We start from the raw sequence: 21,984 nt of genomic DNA on the forward strand, positions 1-21,984 counted from the left end.
CTCTTAAATTTTCGCCCCCGGGGTTGCTCTTATGCTTGAGCCATGAAGTTTATTCACACCTCTGATTGGCATCTCGGCCGGGACTTTATGAACTATGACCTGGCCTCCTACCAGGACAACTTCCTGAGGCAAATCCTGGCGCAAATTGAAGCGCACCATCCCGATGCTTTGCTGATTTCGGGCGACGTATTGGACAAACCCAATCCAGGCGACGCGGATTTGGACAAATTGTCCGGTTTTTTGAATGAGGCACGACAAATGACTCGAATCATCCTCATTGCCGGTAACCACGACGGAGCCTCCCGGCTCGGTTTTGCCAAGGGATTCACTCTGCCGGAAGTCAATATCGTGACGAAAGCTGCCCAGGTTGGCACCGCTATCGAGGTTCCAGGACCCGACGGTGAACTCGGCGCGCTGGTCTACCCCATCCCCTACCTGTCTCCCTACCAGGATCGCGCGGAGCTATCCACGTGGGTTGACAATGGCGGGGTTCGTCATCTCGATGACACTTTGAAGCAGCCCGCCAGCAAAGACGACCCGACGCCGTTGCTGGCGGGAAAACCGGAAGTACTGTTTGGCGCGGCACTGCGCCGCATCGGGAGGGATCTGGAACGGAGGAACACGGACGTGCCGGTCCTCGCGATGGCTCATGACTATCTAACACAGGTAGATCCGGATAAAGAAGTGGAACCACTGGGAAATCTCTATCCGATTCCGATTTCCCTGTTGGATGAGATCGCCGGTGGACTGAAAGGAGGCCGCGGCATTAACTATCTAGCTCTGGGACACATTCACGGGGCGTATCCGGTAGATGGCACTGAAGTCACGGCCTGGTACGCGGGGTCTCCTCTGCCTTATCGGGTTAGTGAGAGCAACGAGAAATGCACCCTTTTAGTCGAGGTTGACCCCGATCACCAGGTCAAGGTCGAGAAGCTACCCTTAGAACTGCCTTATCAAGTGACACGGCTACAGGGCAGTATCGAGGACCTAACGAACCCGGAAGACTCCCGCTACCAGCCCTGGCATCAGGCCTTTTGTAGCATCAACCTGACTGAAACGACCTTGCCACCAAACGCTTATAACCGACTGAAAGCGGTTTTCCCGCGAATGTTGAAGCTCACTCATTCCCAGGGAACTCTGAACGGGACGCTGCAATCTGGCGCAGAGTTTCGGGAACTTTCTGAGTTAGAGATTGCCACCGAATTCTTACGTACCTGTGGCATTGACACAAAGGAAGACCTCGCTTTGCTAACCGAAATATATGAAGACACCGTTGGGGGGACAGAGAAATGAAATTCCATAAACTTACTCTTGAAGGGGTGGGGAGTTTTTACGAGCGCACCACCTTGGACCTGGATGCATTGGCCGAGTCGGGACTGTTCTTAATTACGGGCAATACCGGATCGGGAAAGTCCACTATCCTGGACGGAATTGTCTACGCTCTGTATGGAGACGTAGCCGGTGAGAGAGATTCCGCAACAGATCGTATTCTCTCCTACTACTGGGACAAGGACTATCCTCCTGAGGTCGTGCTGGTGTTCTCCGCCCACAACAAGTTCTATGAGCTGCGTCGCACGGTAACCTTTACGAAGCCAGGGCGTAAGACTGTCACTCAATCCATAGCCCAGCTTAAGGTGTCAACTACCCCGGATTTTGACAACGTTACCGAACCCATTGCGATAGGTAGAGACGTCACGAAAGAGGTAGTGAGAATCCTCGGCCTGGAGAAATCACATTTTCTGCAGACGGTGATACTTCCCCAAGGTCAGATTCAGCAGTTCCTGACCGCAGGGGCTGCCGAACGGCATGAGGTTTTATCCAATCTTTTCGGGGCGGAAAGCTTTATTGCCATGGAAAAAGCCGCTAAGGATCGTGCCTCGAAAGGCAAGGAAACCACCAAAGAGTACACCAGGCATCTAGGTGAGCTTCTCACAACTGTGTATGCGGATCTTTCCAACATTGAGATTACTGTTGAAAATGAAACCGCTTGGAAAGAAGCTTTGGAGGAATTTGCAGCGGCAAAAGACGGGGCGGCTCAGTCGATTTCTGCTTTGGAGCAAGCCGGAGAGCCCCTCTTTGCTAGCGCCGCCAAAATTTTGCGCGAAGAAGCCACTAAGGTTACAGACGCCGCCGAGCAAGCTCAGAAAAAATACCAAGCAGCTCAGACAAAACTCACTACAGCGGAAACCGAGCAGAGCGTCATCTCAGAGGCACGACGGATGACTGAAAGACTTGCCGAACTTTCCGAAAAGACAACCGAAATTGAACAACTGGACCAACGCAACCAGAAAGCCGTGCATGCCAACGCCGTCATGGACAGCGAGAAGGCAGAGCAGAAACCTTACCGGTCAGCCGAGCACCAGCGTGCCAGTATTCTTGGTTCTTTGACACAGCTGGTCGATAACGATACGGATTTAGCCGAATTTAGGGACCGAGTATCCAAGCTGTCGGACACAAAATTGCAAACCTGGCTAGAAGGGGAGGAACCCAGCACAAATTTGTCTGACCTGCGCGATGAGATGAGCGAAAAGATTAATGACAACCAAAAGAGACTAGAGGCCATCAAAGCCAATCTCTCCCTTCAGAGTCAAAAAACTACCGCTGCCAACAGTAAGGAAGAACAGCTGAAGTCTCTGCGCAGTCAGATTAGCCAGCTCAGCGACACTGCTAAAAAAACCACAGAAGCGCTGGACAAACAGCGCCAGATACTGCGAGAACAGAAGCAGCTTGCGGACGGGTTGCCCAGCCGGCAGACAGAGCTGAAAAATGCTCAGGAGCACCACGATTGGGCAAAATCGGCTGAAAAGTTAGCCAAGGATTTGAAAGCTGCCACGAAAAACGCTGCCCGTCTGCAAGAAAGCTACGACCGGGCACAGGAAAACGCCGAGTCCGTTTTGCGAAAATGGTCTGATACCGCGGCGTCTCGCTTGGCGGCACAGTTGCAGGACGGGGAGTCCTGTCCGGTCTGCGGTTCTCTGGATCATCCGCATCCCGCAGCCGAAACGTCTGACAAAACAACCTTTCAGGACTATGAAGCGGCTGTGAGCGAAGCCAACAAAGCACACGACAAGCTCTCTGAGGCAAACAATAAGGAAACTAAGATTAGCACCAGATTGCAAACAGTTACGGATCAGCTCCAGGGCCGGGATATAAAGTCCTTGGTTGCTGCCCTCGCTGACGCCGAGAAGGCCGTCAATGAATCCGCTGCAGCTAGCAAGCAAGTACCCAAGCTGGAAAAGAAAATTTCCGAACTGGAAGAATCAGACAAACAAAACCAAACCGAGCGTGAAAAGCTCATCAAACAGGAAGCAGGATTAAGCGCGGAGGTTGAAAACCTCCACGAGGATATTCAGTCACTTGCTGACAAAATTCGAGCGGAGTTGGCAGATTTTGATTCCGATTCCGACCCGCAAGACTTGTTAGATACGAACCTGCACAGTCTGGAAGCGGTCAAACAGCTCGCCAAGTTTTATGATTCCTGGCTGCCAATCCGCCAAGAGTGGATTAGCGCTCATGAAACGTTGCGCAAGTCATTGACAGACCACGGTTTCGAGTCAGTAGCCGAAGCTCAGACCTACGCCAAGCCTCGCCAGCTTCTGGAGACTGACCAAGATACAGTTTCTTCTCACCGTAACGAAGTAGCTGAACTGCGCGCGAAACTGGATACCGACGTGTACCGAAACAAAGCTGCAGTCAAGCCTCCCGACCTGGAGAGCCTTCGAGCAGCTACCGAAGCCAGCAAGCAGGAGTATAGCTCTCTCACCCAACAGTCGGCGTCTTTGGATAGTTCCCACCAAAATTTGTGCACCCACAAGGAAAGGTACGAACAGACCAAACAGGAATGGGACGCAAAAGCGTCAAAGATTGCCGGCTATGAACGTTTATCTCAAGTACTCAATGGGGAGAACACGATGAAAACTACTTTGAGCGCTTACTACTTGAGCAAGCGTCTGGGACAGGTGACTTTTGTAGCTAACCAGTTGATTTCTGATGTTTCCGGGGGATACTACGAAATCAGGCATAACGAAAACTATGAGTCGGACCGCAATCAGAAATATCACGGACTGGGCATCGAAATGTACAACGGCGCTCAGGACAAGGTGGTACCGCCAAAGTCGCTGTCCGGGGGCGAAAAATTTTACTGTTCACTCGCTATTGCCTTGGCGCTTTCCGAAGTCGTGCAACGAGAAAGGGGCGGCATCACTCTGGAAAACATTTTCATCGATGAAGGTTTCGGCACCTTGGACAATGACACCAGAGAGGCGGTCATGTACACGCTGCATAGTCTGCAGAAGGAGGGAGGACGCTGCGTAGGAATCATCTCACACGTCAGTGAACTGCAAGAGGAAATTCCCCTCCAGGTTCAGGTGCGAAACTACCACAGCGGCAACACCACGGAACTGAAACCAGGCGGGAAACGCAAGATTGGCTCCTACCTACAAATCAACGGTTTAGATACGGTCTAGCTCAAGCCCAGGAAGTCTCGCAGGACCTCGAGTTCGGAGCCGTCGAACCACAACAGTTCCGGAAACTCTAAGTCCTGGGGGGACTCCCCCGCCCCTGACGCATGGGCGGCCTGCCCCGCGCGCAGCTGCGCTAGTTTTGCCACTTCTGCGCCAGCCGCCGGTTCGTCTACGTGGTAGGAAACCACTTCAGAATACTGAATCGGTCTGGTCAGGATGTATCCTCCAGCCAATTCCGGGTGGCAGGGTCGCAGGTCCGTGTCCGCGACTTCCGCCACCGCCACCACCCGGAGCGGCTGGGAGCTTTCGGTTTGCGTGTCTAAAGATTTCAAAGCGGCGGCGTGTAAAGCCTCGTCTTCCGCCACCTCTCGGTCCTCCCCGTGCAGCTCGCTGGGAGCAGGAAAACCGGCAGCGGCGCACCAGGCCCCGTCCACGACCGTGACCGGCGCACCCTCCCAGGTCTTGTCCTGTAGGGATTGGGGACACAGCGCGATGTAGGCACGAATCGTTTTCGTCCGTTGGGGGGCTTCACTCATTTTCTGGTTCCTTCTGTTCGTCGCGTTTAAACTTCAACAGTTTGCTCTCCCGAATCCTGCTCCGTCCCGAGCCGCGCCGGGGAAGCAAACCGAGTTGTTTAAAAATTTCATTCTGCAGCCCTTCCAGGTCCTCCAGAACCGCAGCGCGAGGATTCGCCGTCATCACATCACAAGCGGCCACCAGAGCACGGTCAAAATCTTCTCCGGCTTCTCGCACCACCGTCACCGGCAGGTTTGAAACCGAAGCGGACACGACACGAACTATGGAATTGCGCCAGTTCGCCCCTCCCACGGAAGCCCTCCCGCGATTCACTACCGCCAACGTCGGGCAGCTCCAAAGTTCCTGTTCACGAGCCCAATTGTGGTTGACCAGCAGCCGGCGAATCCCCACCGGGTCAGCCAGACCGACTTCCACCACCAAGTCGGCAACGTCAAAAGCTCCTAAGGCAGCTCCGTAACGGGTCGGCCCCATAGCCGCCAGCAAATCCGACTGGTCGTCTGCACCACTCGCTAAATCCACCAAAATCCAGCGGTAGTTAATCCGAGCCATCTCTAAAAGAGCTGACAACGCGTGCTGGCCGACCTCACGCCACCGCTCTGCCTTGGTCAGTCCGGTCAACAGGTCAACTCCGAAACCCACCCGCGTCACCAACTGCGGGAAACTTTCCGGTTTCAACTTTCCTTGTTCCGCTAGACGACATCCAGTCACCACCCCGGAAGTGTCTAAGGCAATCCCCAGCATCTGCACCAGAGATGACTCGACTGTATCGGCATCGACCAGCAGGACCCGACCAAAATTTCGTAAACGTGAGGCGATGTTCAGAGCTAGCGTAGACTTTCCCGGCGCTCCCATCGGACCCCAAAAAGCGATTATCTGACCTATTGAACCGACCAATTCCGCATTTTCGGTGCCGAATTCTTCACGAGGATTGGGGGGCGGGGGAGGTATCAGGGCGGACATCATCTGTCCCAGCAGACGAGCCGCCTCGCTCTGTTCAGGTTCTTCCACTCGGGGATCGGCTTTGGCTAAAACCGAAATTCCCCCTCGACTGTTCAACTGATCCACGTCTTCGAGCGGAGCAAAAGCAATGATGGCAACGTTTTCGGCGGCTAGCTCCTGGACAGTGGCACCCTCCAGTTCCAGCATCTCGGTGTCCACCGCTACCAGCTGCACCAGATGCGCTTTGGCTATCGATAACAGCTCCGTGGCGTCACGGCAGCGCCGAATGACTTGCAGAGGCAGGGAATCTGACTCAATAGTCCGGATAATATCCGCTTCCAAATCCGGATTCAGGCAGGTCGCCACCCCGATGAAACTCATGATGACACCGGTATCGCCATCAGCGGAGTTTTCGTACCTACAGCAGCGAGGATAGGCGACAAGTCCTCTTCCGGAACACTAATTTCCACATTAGTCTGATTCTTCGATCCCAGAGCCGTTTCCGACTTTTTCTCTGCCAAGAACACGGCTTTTTCCGCCAGTTTCTGAGCATTTTCCAGCGGGGTATCCCGCTTGAACGCGCTGGCAGATTTTTCGTCAGGGAGCTGCCAAATCTCAAGGTAATCACCCTTTTTCACGCTGCTTGGCAGAGGCGCGGCGAGATTGAGAACGATCCGTTTATTGTAGGGCTTGGTTTGGCTCAGTGAGGCTTTGGGGATCAACTGTCCCACGGCAATAGTTTGCACGACCACTGTGCCTTCCTTCAGCTCACCTTCGCGCAGGTACTGCCCCGCCGCCCGACCTGGATTTGCTGAAATAACCTCAACATCGTCGGATTGTACGGTTTGTCCAGCAACGAGCGTTGTCTTTGCCGCCAAGTAACCCTCAAGGTGGCTGGCCAAACGCACCGTAACGATGACCAGGATTACAGCCAGTACCATCAGAGCAATTCCCAGCACGGTACGCCGATTCAAGTACCGAGATTTACTTGATATTTCCGAACCAATAGGCATACGAGACCTCCCCGAAAACCTGCTTAAAGGCTTTATATCATTAAAGTATAGAAGCATAGGACTGTTTTTGTGGTGGTTTTATAGCATTTGATGTATCATGATTGCATGGAATATAATTTTTACACCATCGCTGATGTTGCTGATATGTTAAAGGTTTCCCACGGCGCCGTGCGCAACCTCATCAACAACGGAGAGCTCAAAGCTATCCAGATTGGCGGGCGCGGTCTATGGCGCATCGAGGAATCTGCGATGGAGGAATACATCAAGGGTCAATACGCCCAAAGTGAGGAAAAAATCGCCTCCGGGGCGGCTTTGGTCGAGTAAACCCATTTCTTGGCACCCCCCGACACCAGAGCTGGTCAAGACAGGGGGTTATCTCTAGAGGTTTTCCTCAGCGCGGGCAAGAGACATAGAGCAGCGCCGAGAGCGCAATGGCTTCATGGCGGCCGTGATCGACGATATCCACAAAGTCGGAGCCCACTCGCTCAATACAACCTTTCAGAGTCTGATTCCGGGTAGTGAACTGAATCTCACGGCGAGTAGCGGCAAACTCACGCAGCTTCACCGTGTCTGGAATTCTGGCCTCAACCAAAGTAGGCCACCGCGGAGCAGGTCCCAGGCCGGAAACGACTTCGATGGCTGGATACCTTATCAAGATGTCCATGCGCAGCAGGCGCAAAATCAGCCAATTCGCCGCGGCGTCAGCGACCTCGCCACGTAACGACTCCCCGTTGATGAGCTGAATCTCGACCGTAGTGCCTACACTGGCTAATAAACGACCGGATAGAGTCACTTCCGCGGCATCCGCCGCCGACAGCTCGGTAGCCTCCGCTTGGCGCTGCACCCGCAGTTTTGCAGCGAAATCAGCTGAGAGATCATCCAAAAAATCGTCGTGCTCCACGCGCTCCAGTCTAGCGCACTCGCTGTGGCAACAACAGCAAAGCCTCCTACAAAGCATCAAAAATGCTGTAAATACACTCAAAATATCAAATATTGACAAAATAACTTATCTGACCCTATGATAAGGAATCAAACGTTATCAAACGTGTAATAACTAAATAAAACTCGCTACCAAAGGGAAAACTATGGAAACCACACTTCTTGAACCTAACGCTGCTGAAACCAATGCCTCTCCTCGGGGGGCGCACGCTGATCTCAACGCGGCACCCAGCTCCGAACTTTCAATGCCACTCCCTGCTGGCGCTCCCTCACAACGGATCGCCGGTATCACTGAGAATCGGCTGATGGAAACTGAGCGGGGATTCCAACAGGAAGTCAAGCATCATCAGCCTGATCCGAATGACCTGAAGCACGCCACCGCACACGTGAAGAACCAACGGCTCCAACCGATAGTGGGTCCCGCCTGGAAACGCCGTCAGGTCGCCAAGCCGTCCTTGCGGAGTTTGGTTCAGGCAACTTATGCGCAACAGGGTCAGACAGCGCAATCGTTAACGGCACGGCGCCTAACGGAAAAATCCGGGAACACCGGAAAGGGTCTGACCAACCGAGCCCGCACCAGCTCCCGGGAGAACTCTTCCATCGAGGATGTCCAACACTCCCCTCGCGTTTGGGCCGCCCAAATGGCTCGTTGCGGGCTGGAAATCATTGAGGGGATTCGTCCTTTGTCCCAGATGACCCGCTGGGCCTCACCACAGGCTTATCGCTACCTCGAACAGCGGCGAAACGCTGTTGTCTCTAAACAAAAGCCGCAGCCCGGATTGATTGGAGGCAAGTCACGCCGGGTTTCACCGGTAAGGGTGCTCAGTGCCCACAGTCGGGCGACTTCCTCGACAACTCACGAAGCAGTCATCGTGCTAAACGATGGGCAGCGCACTCGTGCCGCCGCGCTAACCTTGGAAAACCGCTGCAATCAGTGGACAATTGTCGCGATTCGCTTGGGTTGAACTGAGAAACTTAGCCCCGCCGTTTTGCCGCGCGGCGCTGTGCCCGGTTACCCTGCGGAGCCGACTCAACCGTGCCATCGCTGGAATAGGAAATTTGAGCGTTCATCGCCTGATGCCCAGTATCGCCCATAACCGTGCGATTCGCGGATACCGATTTCAGACCGGCTCTGCGCCCGGATTTCTTAAAGTTGCGGGCTTTCTTTTTTGCCGCGCTCTTAGAGATAGGCGCTTCCTTGACCGGTGTAGGTTCTTCTTCCGCCTGCTCCTGGGATTCGGCCTCGGAGGCCTCTTCAGCTGCCGCCCGCTGCATAGCGTCGACAAAGGCCTTGACATATCCAAACACATTCTGGACAGTCTCTTCCTTGATGCGTCCCATCATGGCGCTAAACATGAGGTAGCCCTCGGTTTTATATTCCACCAGGGGGTTGCGCTGGCCCATCGCCCGCAGCCCGATGCCTTCCTTCAGGTAATCCATTTCGTACAGGTGCTCGCGCCACAGCCGATCCACCACCGAGAGCAGAACCCGCCGCTCTAACTCTTTAATGGGCTCATCGCCCAACTGGGCTTGAGCAATGGGGTTATCCGCCAAGGACTTCCCGGCTAACTCATATTGCAACTTGGCATCATCAACCAACTGTTCAGTAATGAAATCCGTGGTCAAAGCAGATTTGCCGCCCACGGCATTTTCCAAATCCTCCACCGAAAGCGACACCGGGTACAGATTCTTTAACCCCGCCCACAAGGTCTTTAAATCCCAGTCGCTGGTATCGGGAAGGTCTGTGGCCTGCGCAACTGCATCCGCAATGGTGCCCTCGATGAAGGAGTCAACCGTGGCCGACAGGTCTTCCCCGCGCAGCACTCGTCCCCGTTCCCCGTAGACAGTTTCGCGCTGCTCAGTCATCACATCGTCGTACTTCAAAACGTTCTTGCGGATTTCCGCGTTGCGGCCCTCCACCTGGGTTTGCGCCGAACGAATCGCGCCGGAAACCATCTTAAACTCCATGGGAATGTCCTCGGGCAGCCCCGAACGCATTATGTTGCCCAGCCAACCTTGGTTGGCAAACCGCATCAGCTCGTCCTCCATCGACAGATAGAAGCGAGAACGACCGGGGTCACCTTGACGTCCAGCACGGCCTCGCAACTGGTTGTCGATACGGCGTGATTCGTGGCGTTCCGTGCCCAAAACATAGAGCCCGCCCAGTTCCACAACTTCGTCATGTTCCTGAGCCACCTTGGCTTTGGCTTCCTTCAGAGCCTGAGGCCAAGCGGCCTCGTATTCTTCGGAGTTTTCCTCCGGGTCCAGCCCGCGGTCTTTCAAGTCCTGTACCGCCAGGAATTCGGCGTTACCGCCCAGCATAATATCGGTACCACGCCCAGCCATATTGGTCGCGACCGTGACCTGACCCTTCCGGCCGGCCATCGCTACGACCGCGGCTTCACGTTCGTGCTGTTTCGCGTTCAACACCTGGTGCGGAATTTTCCGCTGGTTTAGCAAGTGCGAAAGATATTCGGATTTCTCTACCGAGGTGGTGCCGACCAAAACGGGCTGACCACGGTGATAGTTTTCTTCGATGTCCTCAACGACCGCGTTGAACTTCGCTTCAGCGGTTTTGTACACCAAGTCGTCTTTGTCCTCGCGAATCATGGGTTTGTGGGTGGGAATCGGCACCACGCCCATCTTGTAAACATCGTTAAACTCGGCGGCCTCAGTCTCGGCGGTACCGGTCATCCCGGCACGCGAACCTTTCGGGTAGAGGCGCACGTAGTTCTGCAGGGTAATCGTGGCCAAAGTCTGGTTTTCCGCTTTAATTTCCACGCCCTCTTTGGCTTCAATCGCCTGGTGCATCCCTTCGTTGTAGCGCCTCCCGGGCAGGACACGCCCAGTGTGCTCATCCACAATCAGCACTTCGCCTTCCGGGGTCACAATGTAGTCTTTATCCAGCTTGAACAGCTCTTTAGCCTTGATGGCGTTATTCAAAAACCCAATCAAGGGCGTGTTGGCAACCTCGTAAAGGTTGTCGATACCCAGGTAGTCCTCGACTTTGTCAATACCCGGTTCCAAAACCCCCACGGTACGTTTCTTTTGATCCACTTCGTAATCTTCGCCGGCATGTAAATCTTGGACAATCTTGGCGAAATCCGTGTACCAGTGGTTCACGTCTCCTTGAGCCGGACCGGAAATAATCAGAGGGGTACGGGCTTCGTCAATCAGGATGGAGTCCACCTCGTCGACGATGATGTAGTTGTGTTCCCGTTGCACCAGGTCTTCGACTCGCTGCGCCATATTGTCACGCAAGTAGTCAAAGCCAAACTCGTTGTTGGTGCCGTAAGTGATGTCGCAGTTGTACTGTTTACGGCGTTCCTCCGGATCCATCTGAGCCATGATGATACCGGTGCTCAGACCCAGGTAACGGTACACACGACCCATCAATTCGCCCTGGTAAGACGCCAGGTAGTCGTTCACGGTCACGACGTGTACGCCTTTGCCGCTCAGAGCCCGCAGGTAGCACGGCAACGTGGCTACCAGAGTCTTGCCTTCACCGGTTTTCATTTCGGCAATGTTGCCCCAGTGCAAGGCCGCCCCGCCCATAATTTGTTCCCGGAAGTGACGCAGGCCGAGCACCCGATCAGAGGCTTCACGCACCGTTGCGAAAGCTTCAACCATGAGGTCGTCGAGTTTCTCTCCCTCTTCCAGGCGTTGCTTAAACTCGTCAGTCTTCGCCTTTAGCTCGCTGTCGCTCAGCTCCCGGTATTCGTCTTCAAGCTGGTCCACCGCATCAGCAACTTTCACCAGCTTTTTGAGAACTTTACCTTCACCGATGCGCATGAACTTATCAAGTAAGGACACGTTTTGCCTTCCTTTTCAGGTTTTTGGGATTGCCTTACAGGCCTATCCATTGAGGTCAAAAGCCTTTTATCCACGATTATCAGGAGATTGTCCCGACCGTGATGACTCAGCCTTGACTATTTTAGTTGAAAGCGGCTATTTTCGCGAAAGCGAGCGGCGAAACTCTGGTTCTTGGCGGCAGCCACATCCGCTCACCGCGAATAAAAAAGCGGAACCCTGGGACAGCGCCCCAGGGTCCGGTCCTAACTCAATCGTTCAGCGTGCAGGACGCGTCTAAGCGAATCACACCATAGGTCCAGCCTTTTCGGTGGTAAACCACCGCCGGCTGGGTCGTCTCGGAGTCGATAAACAGGTAGAACGGGTGACCCACCAATTCCATCTCATCCAGAGCTTCTTCGACACTCATGGCCCGGCTCGCGTGCAACTTTTCGCGCACGATTACAGGGGAATCACCCAACTGTTCCTCGCGAGACTCGCCCAGTTTCAAAGGCGGTTTCGCGGCGGGAGCAGCGGCGGTTTCCGGAAGCTGCACGTCCAGTTCCACATCCGGGGGAATCTCATACTTACGGTGGTCCTTAGCCCGATCCCGAGCTCGGCGTAAACGCTCAAAAAGTTTCCCGGCGGCGATGTCGACAGCGGCGTAACGGTCTGATGAAGACGCCTCCGCCCGCACCACGGGTCCTTTGCCGAGAACAGTCAGTTCGATGCGTTCCGCAGTATCTGCTTGTCGCGGATTCTTTTCATGCGTAAGTTCCACATCGACACGCTGCGTGCGGGGAGCCAGCTGCTCCACCTTTGCCATTTTTTCCTCGATGTATTCCCTAAAATTCGGGTGGATTTCAGCATTACGTGCTTTCACGGTGATTTCCATGAGGGCCTCCTTAGGCTAAGAATTGGGTTCCAACTATCATTTGCTGGGACGGAGTGTTCGGTTCTCACCTCTTTCTCACGCGGGTGCACTCCGGTGTGTCACCTGCGATTTTTGCGTGTGCTTTATATTTTAGAGCACACCGCAAAGCCGTGCAGGACTTCCACTTATTTTTCACAAATCTGTGGGGACGATAGGGGTGTTTCGCGCCGAGATGAAGCGAAAACCAGCCCCGCGAGCACCGCCGCGTCTAAACCGGACAAAACACGGATCATTTCTCTGAGAGTTGCCCCGGTAGCGCTGACATCATCAACTATCAGCAGGCCTTTGCCGGCAAGTTCCCGTTTCGCCACCGCCGCGCTGCCGCGAATCTGCATTCTGCCGTGCCGGTTCAGGTTACGGGCCTCCCACCCCAAATCGGCCTGGGTCGTGGAGCCTGGCGCCAGTTCCAAGATTTCCAGCACGGATGCCTGACGGCACAGTCCCGCCCGTACCAATCCCCGCGCCGCGCCCCGGGCAAAGACGGCGGCAACCTCAGAAGGATCACGGGGATGGGTCGAAGGGGCCGGAACGACGAACATCTCCTCACGGATTGTACTATTCGTTCCAAATTTACCCATAACCAGCAGACCTTCCGCCATTAAGCCCTGCACAGCCGATTGCCCAGCCGCCGTGAAATATCGGCGTAAATCTCGCCGTTTATCGTGCTTACCAGTCAGAACTACGCGCCGCATCGGACCGTCATATTTAGCGACAGCAAATATTGGAACGTCTGTTACATTATCTTCCTCCTCGCGGATTTCCAACGGAAACGGACACCCCAGCATCTGCGCCAAACAGGTGTCACAGATTTCTTCGTCCCATGCCCCACAGCCCACGCATTCCGTAGGCAGCAGCACCTTTCCCAGTTCCCCTGCGGCATCCCATAAACTCGAAAAACCCACCATAACGCGTCCCTAACGAGGCTATCCGGGGTAACTCGGGTCGGCGACTCCGTTTAGAACTTGCTGCCAGTTTCTGCCGGAACGCTTGTATAAGTCACCGCCCGCGGTAACCAGATAAATCTGATTTTCTTCCTCACCGGCAGCCAAATCCACCGCGTTCTTAACCCCCGGCAATGTTGATATCGGTCCGAACAGCGGAGCGATTCGAACGGTGGTGTTGTCTCCTGAACCGGTCAGCAACACCAGGGAATCTCCTTGCAGCCACGCTATTGCGGAAACAACTTCGTTTCCAGACTGCAAAGCCGCGGGGGCGGAAAAAGATTTGGGAGTCCCCGCCCCGTCACGGATTACCACCGCTACACTTACAATGTCGGCCTGACCGACGTGGTGTACGAAAGCGATCCGCGTCCCGTCAGGGCTGACGGTGAAAGCATGGACGGGGTCTCCGGTTTCCCACGGTACTTCCAAACTCACCCTGGTTCCATCGGGACGCAGCGCGACAAACTGGCGCGGATTAGCCGTATCGAGAGTCCAAATCCAGCCGTTTCGATCGATGGAAGCAGGTAACAGTTCCCGCCCGCTATACAGCTGCGTCACCGCCCCGCGCGCCCACAGATAGAGCCGGCGATAGCTGGAGCCTGTAAAGACGATTTCGTCGCCGGCGGTGGAAATAGCCGGGTTCGTGATGACACCGGAAGTCACCACCCCGGCAGGAACCAGGACTTCGGTGGCACCGGAGTTCAGACGCACCACGTTGCCGTCCTTGACCATGATGGGGAATTGTGGCGTGGTGCTTTGGGTGATGGGGTTCGTATTTTCCAAAGGAACTTTGCCGATGCTCAAACTGACGGTAGAGATACCCGAAACATCGCGCAGGGTCGATTCCATCTGCCAGTAGGCCAAATTGATCGTGGTGGGGTCGTTGAGAGCGTCCGGGACATTTAAAGACACGTTGGCGACCCCGTCAAAGACATCCACCGCTCCCCCAGCCAAAGTACTGCCGGTGGGAAAAGCGGAACGAACCGCCCCTTTGAAAGCATTTTGCGGCCCGGCCAAGAGCGCATTAACCAGGTAGGTTGGCAACCGTCGACGCGGATACCAACGCAAATCCGGAACCAGGGCTCCCCCGTCCATGGTGAGGAAGTAAACCGGAGCCGAAGCGTAAATCGAGCTGAAAGCCGATTGGGAAAGCATCACCCCGTCCTCCAGAGCCGCGATACGCCACTGGTTGTCAGCGGGCTTCACCAGGGAAAACACGGTGCGGACCCGTTCGGTTGGACCTGCCACGGTATAGTTTCCATATTCGTCGACACTGCCTAGCGCGCGGGCGGTCACTTCGACAGAACCATCGCCCAACTGACGGGTTTCCAAGGCGGAATCCGTGTCGAAAATCTCTACTTGGGCATCAGGGCGCCAATCCATCGCCGCTTTGGGAGCCAGGAACGAACGCGCCACGGTGAAATCATCGGAGTACCCTGCGGAGCAGGCGCGAATAAAACCGGTCACGATTTGTTCCACAGTTGCGTTCGGAACCGGCCCGGGGGCGCTCAAACCTAAAAGCGGCTGGTTGGAACCGACTCTTACCTGGGAGTCGTTGACCGGTCCGGCAGTCGGCAGCGCGGCGCAGCCGACCAAACTGAGGGCGGAAATCCCCACGAGGACAGCTCCCCACCACCGGGCTCGACGTTTGTTTAGCATGGCTCCTCCCCATTTTTCCCAAGCGTCCGGGTCGCGTTCGTCGAGGTTTCTGGCTGTTCCGGGATGGCTCGAGGGGGAACGTAGCTATCCAGAGTCGGTTCCACGTAGTCGGTAACGTCCAGCGGTGACGCCCCCATCTCCATGTCATGACGCCGCGGCAGGGTCAGCAGGAAAGAAGAACCGTAACCGGTCTTGCCCCACGCCTGCAGGGTGCCTCCGGACAAGCGGGCGTCCTCCAGAGAAATAGCCAAGCCCAACCCGGTACCGCCCGTGGTCCGCGCTCGTGCCGGGTCAGCACGATAGAAACGGTCAAATACTCGGCTGGTCACTTCAGGTGACATCCCCACCCCGTGATCAGAAACCCGCAAAGCCACGACGGTTTCGCTGGAATCGGTCGTAACTACCACCGGATTTCCCTCGGAATGCTCGATGGCGTTTACCAGCAGATTGCGCACGATACGGGTCACTCGGCGGGTATCGAGCTCGGCTGCGCAAGGATACTTTGGCGGGTTAAGGATAACCTGGCACCCCACCTTTTCAGCCAAAGCGGCGTTGTCCTCCACGACCTGTTCAGCGAGCTTGTTCAGATTCACCATCTCAAAATCGAGCCGGGCAGACCCGGAGTCAATACGCGAAATTTCGAGCAAATCGGCCAGCATGGCATCGAAACGATCAATCTGGTCATGCAGCAATTCCGCGCTTCTCAAGGCGGCAGGATCGAGTTCTTCGCGTGCGTCATAGATGACGTCATCGGCAATTCGCATAGTGGTCAGCGGGGTGCGCAGCTCGTGAGACACATCGGAAACAAAACGCTGCTGCAGCCGGGACATTTGACCCAAAGTATTGATCTTGGACTGTAAAGAATCCGCCATCTTATTGAAAGAATCTGCCAGTTGTGCGGTTTCATCCTCGCCCTGTGAGAGCACGCGCGCGTTCAAGTCCCCAGCCGCCAAACGTTCCGCGGTACGCACCGTGCGGCGCACCGGCACCAGTACGGAATAGACCACCACCCAGGTCATACCTGCCACCAGCACCAGAACGGCGATACCGCCACCGCCTAAAACCCCCATCACCAGGTTGATTGCCGCTTGCTCGTCAGCCAGGGAGTACACCAGGTAGAGTTCATGAGCCCCCGCTAGGGGCAGGCTCACGGCAGCCCCTACCGCGATACCGGGATGTCGCTTGCCCTGCGCGTCCGTAATTTCGATGGACTGCCAGTGCTGGCCGCTCTTTTGCTGTACCGCCTCACGCAGTTGGGAAGTAATGACTTCCCGCATGTTTTGGGTAGCGATTTCGTTAATCACAAAGGAGGAGGTTTCGCTGGGGTTGCGCAAAATCAGCACGGCAGGGGCGCTGGAACCGGAGGTAAGGGTGGAGATTGAGGTGACCACGTCCTGAGCGAGGGACTGTACCTGTTCCACGGTCGAGGCCGGAGCCTGGTCGAAACGATTTTGCGCCGACCGCGCTTGGGTGGCCGATTCTTCTAGCACCTGATTCAACCGTTCTTGAAAGATACCGTTTTTGATGGCTGTGGAAGCATAAATCCCTACCGCGAACAGAATCACCAACGTCGCGACCAGCATGATACTGGCCATCCGCAGAGCCAGTGAACGCCGGAGCCGTTCCGGTACCCACGTCGATTCATTAAAACCAACCAAATAGCGGGTGGCGCTGCCGAAGAACTGCGAGATTCTTCGCTGTCGGCGCGTCCGGCGAAAAGTCAGAGATTGCGGGGAACTCACTGAGGTTCAGTCCCAATCCGATAACCCACCCCGCGTACCGTGCGAATCACAGTCGGGTTGTCCGGATCCAGCTCGATCTTGGCCCGCAACCGTTGCACGTGCACGTTGACCAAACGTGTGTCGGAGGCGTGGCGCAGTCCCCAGACCTGTTCCAGCAATTCTTCACGGGAAAACACCCGCCCTGGTTTCGTGGCTAGGGCGACCAGGAGGTCGTACTCCAAGGGGGTGAGGTTCAAGGATTTTCCGTCCCGACTCACTTCGTGGGAGGCCAGGTTGATTTCCACCCCTGCGGCTTTCAGGACGTCATGTTCAGCGGCTTCTAAACTGCGCAACCGCGCGGCGACCCGCGCCAGCAGCTCCTTGGGCTTGAAAGGTTTGGGAATGTAGTCGTCCGCTCCCGCTTCCAGACCCGCCACCACGTCGGTGGTGTCGGATTTCGCGGTCAGCATGATGATGGGAACATTAGAGAATTCACGGATTTTGCGACAAATCTCAATGCCGTCCATTCCCGGCAGCATCAGGTCAAGCAGCACCAGGTCAGGTTCAACTTCGCGGAACTTGTCCACGGCTTTCGCGCCATCGGCACAAAAACTTGGTTCGTAGGCGGATGATTCCAAAATAATGCCAATCATCTCGCTCAGGGCTTGGTCATCGTCTACTACCAGGATTTTTGCACTCATATTCCTATTTTGACACGATTTCGCGATTTGCGGGGAGACCCGCAGCCAAGCTCGGCATTAAAAGGGTTTTTCGGTTTGAACGAGCGCATCTGCGCCGTGTCGTGGCAATATTAAGTGAACTATGTATTGGAAAGGCATCATGAGCGACAACTCTTATTCCTCTCAAGGCACTCCTCCCGGAAGCAACCCTGGCGAAACTGCCCCGGTACCGAGCCAGAGCAGCCCGGTGCCGCAGCAACCTCTATTTACACCGCCGACCGCGGCCGCCCCCGGCAGTTTCAACACTGGCTCCTGGACGCTGACTCCGGAGGACAGCACCAGCAAACCACAGTCTTTCCCAAATCCCCTCCCGACCCCGTACCCTGCTGCGGCCACCCCGCAAGCCCCCGCTCCGAACTTTGGAACGAGCGGTACAAACAGCTTCAACGGTACAAACCCGGCAAACAACACCGGATTCGACCCTTATGGTTTGAACTATCAGCAGGTTCAGCCCGGAATTATCCCGCTGCGCCCGCTGACCCTTGGGGATATTTACAACGGAGCTTTCTCTGCTATCCGTCAAGCTCCTTCTGTCATGTTCGGTCTGGTTTTGGCTCTCTGGGCGGTACTTGGAGGGGTAATGGGAGCGCTGTTTTATTTACTGACTCCCGACATCAACACCTACCTTTCCAACGACTTCAATTTTGACAGCACGGAAGCCTCGTTGGACGGTTTGCTGGAATTTACGGAATCAACGATGCTCATAAGTGTCATCACGAGTCTGCTCCAAATGTTTGTCCTCTTTTTGACCTTGGGAGTTTGCGTGGCTGGATTGGGGCCGTTGGTTTTGGGTCGCCGCCCCTCGGTCGCTGATGCGTGGCAAACTTTGAAAGGCCACGTCTGGGGGATCGTCGGCTATTCTCTGTTGCTCATCTTGGGGTCAGCCCTGTTGCTGGGGCTGGGTCTGCTTCCGCTAGGCGGGTTTTTCCTGATTAACATCAAAGATGTCGGGGCATCTCTGGGCTTACTGGGTCTCACTTTCCTCACCCTCGCAGCCGTGGCGGTATTTTCCGCCTGGTTCTATATCAAGCTAGCCTTTACCATCCCCACTGCCGTCATGGAAGATATCGGCATCATCCCCGCCCTGAAACGTTCTTGGAAGCTGACCAAAGGTAGCTTCTGGAAAATTTTTGGTGTCATCTTGCTAACTTCCCTCATTGTTTCGTTCCTGACCTACGGCATGAATGCTGTAATCAGCCTGATTATCTCAGCGGCCATGATGGTTAGTCAGAATTTCTCGGTAATGATGTCTCTCTCCGCCATTTTAGGCACCATCATTACCGGATTGGCCATGCCGTTCTATGGGGCAGTTTTAGGTCTGCTCTATGTTGATACGCGGATGCGTCGCGAGGGTCTGGCAGTAAGCCTGCTCCAGGCGGCTCAGCGGGGCTGACGGCAGCACTGCAGAAAGGACTTTTGGGTAGGGATGCTGAACATTTCAACGCAACTGGGGAGCTTGTGGCTCCATCATGTTGATTTGTACAGCCTAGTGTTGGCGGATGTGTCAGACCGGGAGGGGCGCGATACACTCGAAGATGAGCTGTCCAAACCGGTATACCAGGAACGCCCCTCCCTGCTGAAAAAAATCTTGGAGTGGTTTGCCGACAATTTTTCGTCCGCAAACGTCAATCCCATCTTGCCTTCTTGGCTGTGGCTGAGTGCCGCTCTGATAGTAGCGGTGCTGGTCATCGTCATCATGATTTTATTCACCGGAAACTGGAAGTTCCACGAGCAAATCAAGCCAACCCTCGCTGACGAGGCTGCGGTTTTCGAGGATGACCGCAACGCGGTGCAGTACCTGGCGGCAGCCAAAAATGCTCTCTCACGCGGAGACCACTCAACGGCTTTCTTGGAGCAATTCCGCCACCTGTTGCGTCTTTGTGAAGCCAACGAACTGCTGGTAATCACTCCCGGACTCACCGCCGGGGAAGGCAGCGCCGCTCTCAGCCGCGCAGTTCCTGCAGAATCGGAGGAATTATCTTGGGCAGCCAGCGTGTTCAACGCGCTACGGTATGGGCGACGACAGTCGGACAACGCCCAGGTGCAGAGGCTTATTTCCCTAGATTCTCGCCTGGATTCTTTCGTTTCTAATCGTTCCCACGCCCGCGGTGGCGTCGCCGTCTTGCCACAGGAAGCTTTGGCACCGGCGGGAGGCGCAGTCTGATGAGTAGCGCGACCCCACCTACAGCCACCCCGCGTATCTCGGAAGCGATTTTTCGGGGTCGCTGGGTTATCGGCGGTCTGGTATTGCTGGCAGTTTTTTCCTTTCTCAGCGCTGTACTGCGCGCGCCCACCGATGATGTCAATCTCTCGATCCGCAACCCGAAGGGCAGCGGGGCGATGGCTCTGGCCGAAGTACTGCGCCACCAAGGTGTGCTGGTCAGTGATGCTTATTCGGTACGCGACCTCGGGTCCTACAGCTCCAAGGACACTGTTGTCATCACCAATACCAACCAAATCGACGATGCCACCCTGCGGGAAATCCTGCACACTCCCACAAATCTGTTGATTATAGGAACTTTGGCGCAAGGAAAACGTTTCGACCCCTATGTGCAATCCGTACCTGCGGGATCTCCCAAGGAAATCAAGGCTCAATGCGATTTTCCCAGCGCAAAGGCAGCCCGCACCATTTCTTCCAGCCGTGGCTCGCTCCGTCCCTTGCGCCAGCCCGAAGCCGCGTGCTTTCCGTTGCAGGACAACGCTTTTGCCTATGTGTCGTTTGAACGTCCTGAAGGTTTCCGCCTAGCTTTACTCTCCGAGGATAGCCTGGCGCGCAACGACACCATCACCGCGTCCGGTAATGCCGCTTTGCTGTTGAATCTGTTGAGTTCCAGCCCGCGGGTCGGTTGGGTCAACGGCACCACGTTCCAGCAGGGTGTTGACCAGAACGGTAAGGCTCAGCCCCTCCTTCCCGATTTCTTCCTCAGTTCCCTGGTGTATTTATTCGTGGCAGCATTCGTGTTTACGTTGGCACAAGGGCGCCGCTTGGGTCGCGTAGTTCCCGAAGAGTTACCGGTCGTGGTGCATGGCGCCGAGGCGGTTTACGGTCGCGGGCGCCTGTACGAAAAGTCCGGGGCTGTGGCAGTGGCGGCCCGCAAGGCTCGGGAATACACCGCCCGACGTCTAGGCAGGGCTTTGCACATTCCGACCCCGACAACCCCGCCGGTCATGGTGCGGGAAGTATCGCAATACACCGGGGTTGGCGAAACTCAGGTCTATGACCTTCTCTACGGTGAGGTGCCTGTCACCGCCCGCGGGTTGGGAAACCTATTGCACGACTTATACTTACTCACCAAAACAAATCCGCGAAAGGAAAGCTAAATGGATATGCAAGATCCGACTTTGCGCAAGCTCATCGCGTTGCGTACCGAAATCAACAAGGTGGTGAAAGGCCAGGATGCGGTGGTAACCGGGCTGGTTATCGCCTTGTTGGCGGAAGGGCACGTGCTGTTGGAAGGCGTCCCCGGCGTCGCCAAGACCCTGCTGGTGCGAACTTTGGCGAAGTCGCTGGACCTGAGCCACAAGCGGGTTCAGTTCACTCCGGATTTGATGCCCGGGGACTTGACCGGTTCACTGATTTTCAATGCCCAAGAGTCTTCGTTTACTTTCCGGGAAGGTCCCATCTTCACGAACTTGCTGCTAGCGGATGAAATAAACCGCACCCCTCCGAAAACTCAAGCTGCCTTGCTGGAAGCCATGGAGGAACACCAGGTCACCACCGACGGGGTGAGCCGTTCTTTGCCAGAACCGTTTACGGTCATCGCGACCCAGAACCCGGTGGAATACGAGGGTACCTATCCCCTTCCCGAAGCTCAACTCGACCGGTTCTTGCTAAAACTCGATGTGCCCTTGCCCACACGGGAAACCGAGTTGGAGGTATTACAGCTGCACCTAAGCGGTTTCAACACTCACGACCTCGATGCCGCGGGGGTGAACGTGGCGGCCAACGCTGAGGACATCGCGGCGGCTCGCCAGGCTGTCAAGGAAGTTAAGGCCAGCAGTGAGGTGCTGGGCTACATCGTCGACCTAGTGCGAGCCACTCGGGTGTTACCGCAGGTGGAGTTGGGAGTATCGCCGCGTGGCGCGACGGCACTGCTGTCGACTTCCCGGGCTTGGGCATGGTTGTCGGGACGCGATTACGTCACCCCAGACGACGTCAAGTCCCTGGTGTTGCCCACGTTCCGCCACCGTTTGCGGCTGCGTCCCGAAGCCGAAATGGAGGGCGTCAACGCCAAGACCGTCCTGGACAGCGTCCTGGCCACGACTCCGGTACCGCGCTAAACGCAGCGTAACCCAGATTCCACAGTCG

Annotated in this window: 18 protein-coding genes; 8 read left to right on the forward strand and 10 right to left on the reverse strand. The window is 55.6% G+C overall.

The window, feature by feature from the left end; translation table 11 throughout:
* Positions 1-42 precede the first annotated feature (42 nt).
* On the forward strand, positions 43-1,293 hold the full coding sequence (locus RQ935_RS03785; RefSeq protein ID WP_311497274.1) for an exonuclease SbcCD subunit D C-terminal domain-containing protein: 1,251 nt from the start codon (positions 43-45) through the stop codon (positions 1,291-1,293).
* Positions 1,290-4,466 (forward strand): SMC family ATPase, encoded by a 3,177-nt coding sequence (locus RQ935_RS03790; protein ID WP_311497275.1) that lies wholly within the window; start codon positions 1,290-1,292, stop codon positions 4,464-4,466. The genes RQ935_RS03785 and RQ935_RS03790 overlap by 4 nt, the downstream gene beginning before the upstream one ends.
* Here the strand turns inward: RQ935_RS03790 and RQ935_RS03795 are convergent.
* From RQ935_RS03795 to RQ935_RS03805, 3 genes are read right to left on the reverse strand one after another with little or no spacing between them, the layout of a single operon-like run.
* Positions 4,463-4,999 (reverse strand): DUF6912 family protein, encoded by a 537-nt coding sequence (locus RQ935_RS03795; RefSeq protein ID WP_311497276.1) that lies wholly within the window; start codon positions 4,997-4,999, stop codon positions 4,463-4,465. The genes RQ935_RS03790 and RQ935_RS03795 overlap by 4 nt on opposite strands.
* Positions 4,992-6,320: an ATPase gene (locus RQ935_RS03800; protein WP_311497277.1), complete on the reverse strand. Its 1,329-nt coding sequence runs from the start codon at positions 6,318-6,320 to the stop codon at positions 4,992-4,994. The genes RQ935_RS03795 and RQ935_RS03800 overlap by 8 nt, the downstream gene beginning before the upstream one ends.
* Entirely contained in the window at positions 6,317-6,952 is a 636-nt protein-coding gene (locus tag RQ935_RS03805) for an SAF domain-containing protein (RefSeq protein ID WP_311497278.1), read from the reverse strand. Before RQ935_RS03805 ends, RQ935_RS03800 begins: the two co-directional genes overlap by 4 nt.
* A 105-nt stretch (positions 6,953-7,057) precedes the next feature.
* Between RQ935_RS03805 and RQ935_RS03810 the strand changes: the two genes are divergently transcribed.
* Positions 7,058-7,276, forward strand: coding sequence for a helix-turn-helix domain-containing protein (locus RQ935_RS03810; RefSeq protein WP_297722843.1), 219 nt, complete (start codon positions 7,058-7,060; stop codon positions 7,274-7,276).
* 67 nt (positions 7,277-7,343) lie between these two features.
* On the opposite strand, the gene RQ935_RS03815 is transcribed toward RQ935_RS03810, so the two are convergent.
* The gene (locus tag RQ935_RS03815) at positions 7,344-7,853 is read right to left on the reverse strand and encodes a hypothetical protein (RefSeq protein WP_311497279.1); all 510 of its coding nucleotides are present in this window, start codon (positions 7,851-7,853) and stop codon (positions 7,344-7,346) included.
* Positions 7,854-8,037: 184 nt separating this feature from the next.
* On the opposite strand from RQ935_RS03815, the gene RQ935_RS03820 reads away from it, so the two are divergent.
* Positions 8,038-8,856: an Rv3235 family protein gene (locus RQ935_RS03820; protein ID WP_311497280.1), complete on the forward strand. Its 819-nt coding sequence runs from the start codon at positions 8,038-8,040 to the stop codon at positions 8,854-8,856.
* 10 nt (positions 8,857-8,866) lie between these two features.
* Here the strand turns inward: RQ935_RS03820 and secA are convergent, their stop codons facing one another.
* From secA to mtrA, 6 genes are all read right to left on the reverse strand, one after another.
* The gene (gene secA, locus RQ935_RS03825; protein ID WP_311497281.1) at positions 8,867-11,704 is read right to left on the reverse strand and encodes a preprotein translocase subunit SecA; all 2,838 of its coding nucleotides are present in this window, start codon (positions 11,702-11,704) and stop codon (positions 8,867-8,869) included.
* 247 nt (positions 11,705-11,951) lie between these two features.
* Positions 11,952-12,575 carry a ribosome hibernation-promoting factor, HPF/YfiA family gene (gene hpf, locus RQ935_RS03830; RefSeq protein ID WP_311497282.1) on the reverse strand — a complete coding sequence of 208 codons (624 nt, stop codon included), beginning with the start codon at positions 12,573-12,575 and terminating at the stop codon, positions 11,952-11,954.
* Positions 12,576-12,739: 164 nt separating this feature from the next.
* A complete protein-coding gene (locus RQ935_RS03835) occupies positions 12,740-13,519 on the reverse strand; it encodes a phosphoribosyltransferase family protein (RefSeq protein ID WP_311497283.1) in 780 nt (259 codons plus the stop codon).
* An 18-nt stretch (positions 13,520-13,537) separates the two neighbouring features.
* Complete coding sequence (locus RQ935_RS03840; protein ID WP_311497284.1) at positions 13,538-15,214, reverse strand: LpqB family beta-propeller domain-containing protein; 1,677 nt, start codon at positions 15,212-15,214, stop codon at positions 13,538-13,540.
* Entirely contained in the window at positions 15,208-16,872 is a 1,665-nt protein-coding gene (gene mtrB / locus RQ935_RS03845; RefSeq protein ID WP_311497315.1) for an MtrAB system histidine kinase MtrB, read from the reverse strand. Before mtrB ends, RQ935_RS03840 begins: the two co-directional genes overlap by 7 nt.
* A gap of 80 nt (positions 16,873-16,952) precedes the next feature.
* The gene (gene mtrA, locus RQ935_RS03850; RefSeq protein ID WP_299293451.1) at positions 16,953-17,636 is read right to left on the reverse strand and encodes an MtrAB system response regulator MtrA; all 684 of its coding nucleotides are present in this window, start codon (positions 17,634-17,636) and stop codon (positions 16,953-16,955) included.
* 139 nt (positions 17,637-17,775) lie between these two features.
* Between mtrA and RQ935_RS03855 the strand changes: the two genes are divergently transcribed.
* The 4 genes from RQ935_RS03855 to RQ935_RS03870 are packed head-to-tail and all read left to right on the forward strand — an operon-like array spanning position 17,776 to position 21,956.
* Complete coding sequence (locus tag RQ935_RS03855) at positions 17,776-19,068, forward strand: glycerophosphoryl diester phosphodiesterase membrane domain-containing protein (RefSeq protein WP_311497285.1); 1,293 nt, start codon at positions 17,776-17,778, stop codon at positions 19,066-19,068.
* Positions 19,069-19,101: 33 nt separating this feature from the next.
* Complete coding sequence (locus tag RQ935_RS03860) at positions 19,102-19,839, forward strand: DUF4129 domain-containing protein (RefSeq protein ID WP_311497286.1); 738 nt, start codon at positions 19,102-19,104, stop codon at positions 19,837-19,839.
* Positions 19,839-20,996: a DUF4350 domain-containing protein gene (locus tag RQ935_RS03865; RefSeq protein WP_311497287.1), complete on the forward strand. Its 1,158-nt coding sequence runs from the start codon at positions 19,839-19,841 to the stop codon at positions 20,994-20,996. Before RQ935_RS03860 ends, RQ935_RS03865 begins: the two co-directional genes overlap by 1 nt.
* Positions 20,997-21,956, forward strand: a complete 960-nt coding sequence (locus RQ935_RS03870) for a MoxR family ATPase (protein WP_311497288.1) — start codon at positions 20,997-20,999, stop codon at positions 21,954-21,956. It abuts the gene before it with no gap.
* Positions 21,957-21,984 lie beyond the last annotated feature (28 nt).

It is taken from the genome of uncultured Mobiluncus sp. (genome assembly GCF_963511525.1).
Lineage (GTDB): Bacteria > Actinomycetota > Actinomycetes > Actinomycetales > Actinomycetaceae > Mobiluncus.